At 50.1% G+C, this 1,521-nt stretch carries 3 protein-coding genes and 1 pseudogene; 1 reads left to right on the forward strand and 3 read right to left on the reverse strand.

Going from position 1 to position 1,521, the window contains the following annotated elements; translation table 11 throughout:
• Positions 1–415 (forward strand): annotated as a pseudogene (locus tag ACLTD4_RS34110) (hypothetical protein); the annotation flags it as partial.
• 120 nt (positions 416–535) lie between these two features.
• On the opposite strand, the gene ACLTD4_RS34115 reads toward ACLTD4_RS34110, so the two are convergent.
• From ACLTD4_RS34115 to ACLTD4_RS34125, 3 genes are read right to left on the reverse strand one after another with little or no spacing between them, the layout of a single operon-like run.
• Positions 536–838, reverse strand: coding sequence for a hypothetical protein (locus ACLTD4_RS34115; protein ID WP_075669347.1), 303 nt, complete (start codon positions 836–838; stop codon positions 536–538).
• A complete protein-coding gene (locus ACLTD4_RS34120) occupies positions 822–1,031 on the reverse strand; it encodes a hypothetical protein (protein ID WP_075669346.1) in 210 nt (69 codons plus the stop codon). The genes ACLTD4_RS34115 and ACLTD4_RS34120 overlap by 17 nt, the downstream gene beginning before the upstream one ends.
• A gap of 15 nt (positions 1,032–1,046) precedes the next feature.
• Positions 1,047–1,430, reverse strand: a complete 384-nt coding sequence (locus ACLTD4_RS34125; RefSeq protein WP_412332011.1) for a TnpV protein — start codon at positions 1,428–1,430, stop codon at positions 1,047–1,049.
• Positions 1,431–1,521: the final 91 nt, after the last annotated feature.

Below are 1,521 nucleotides of genomic sequence, written 5' to 3' on the forward strand. Positions count from 1 at the left end.
CACCTACTACCTGAACCGCCTGAGCGACTGGGGGCTGTATTTCCGGCAGTGCAAGGTGTGCGGAAAATTCTTCCTGGCAAAGAGCCTCCGGTACGAATTGTGCAGCGACAAATGCCGGAAGAAGCAGGCGCTCCAGAATAAACGGGAGTTTGACGAACGGGCCAGGGAGAATGATTACGACCACCAGTACAAGAACGAATGCCAGGGCTGGCGTAATGTCATCAACAAAGCGAAGAAAACGCCCGGTTTCCCAGCCGACCGTCTGGCCCGGATGCAGGAAGCCTTTGAGGGCTTCAAGAAGGAGGCCCTACGGAGGAAAGCCCTGGTCAAAAACAAAGAATCCAGCCCCGAAGAATTCCGAAACTGGATCATCATGCAGAAAAACCTCCTGCTGGATATAATGGATGGCTCTTGACTGTCACAGGGGTGGTACAATTTTGTACCGCCCCCAATCGCCATGAAAAGGGCCGCCTAACCTCTGCGATTAGACGGCCCGGAGCCATTCATAAACTTCTATATCCTGTTGTTATGATTTTTATCTGACTGTTTTCATCAGCTTTTTCATAAATTTCCAAAGCCGGATTCCGTCTTTCAGTCCCAGCCGGTAAAAGAAACATTCACTCTCTGCGCCGGTATCGAAGATAGAATCACAATAATGCCGCACAGCGTTTTTCTGTTCCTCGGACAATGCGCTGATTGCTTCCTCATACTCAGTTTCCAGCCGAATAAAATCCTCTTTCTTTTCCTTGCCGGTTTCTTCCTCCCGCCACTTACTATACTGGCTCTGCATCCGCTCCTGGATTATCAGATCGACCAGCTTTTCAATATCCGTACCCATAAGCAGCCCTCCTATGCCGCCGGATATAATTCCGGTATGTCTCCAGGACGGAATCAGACACGCCGCTCTTGTAAACCTTGCGGATGTCGGAGATTTCCTCCCCTTTCAGCAGTTTCAGCCATTCCAACAGGTCAGCCCTGCCATTAGCAAAGTTACAGCAGCGCCCATCGGCGTATTCGATGCGGTATCTCATAGACAAGCACCTCCCCTAAAGATAGATCATCTCAGACCGGATAATTTCCTCAGCCCGGTTACAGATGCTGTTCATAGCCTGCACCCAGCCGAGCCAGTCCAGACACTTCAAATCTTCCGTGACATATTCGGCAGCCTTCATCTGTCTGACAATGACTTCAAACCGGGTCTGGGCCTGTTCGTCCAGATCAGCGAGATACGTCCATAGGTTCCCCGACAAAAGTAATTCGGCATACTGGCCGGGGCGATGTCCTTTGAGATATGCCTGGTGCATCCGGCCCCACCGCCCAATGGAACGGCTTTCTTCTGGCATTTTTAAGGCGGGTATGTAATAATCACCAACCAGAACATAATCCAGGCCGTTGCTGTCATCGTGGATACGTTTCCTTAATTTCTCCATAGCGACCTCCTGTATTCGATTTTATACGAATCCAGTTGATCGTGTCCCTGTTCTGCTTAATTCAAGGCAACTGAACTCGTCACCATGAATT

Source organism: Hungatella sp. (assembly GCF_046966825.1).

Excerpts from the sequence above, each read along its gene's own strand:
- ACLTD4_RS34125 (WP_412332011.1), bottom strand. The coding sequence starts at position 1,430 with ATGGAGAAATTAAGGAAACGTATCCACGATGACAGCAACGGCCTGGAT.
- ACLTD4_RS34115 (WP_075669347.1), bottom strand. The coding sequence starts at position 838 with ATGGGTACGGATATTGAAAAGCTGGTCGATCTGATAATCCAGGAGCGG.
- ACLTD4_RS34120 (WP_075669346.1), bottom strand. The coding sequence starts at position 1,031 with ATGAGATACCGCATCGAATACGCCGATGGGCGCTGCTGTAACTTTGCT.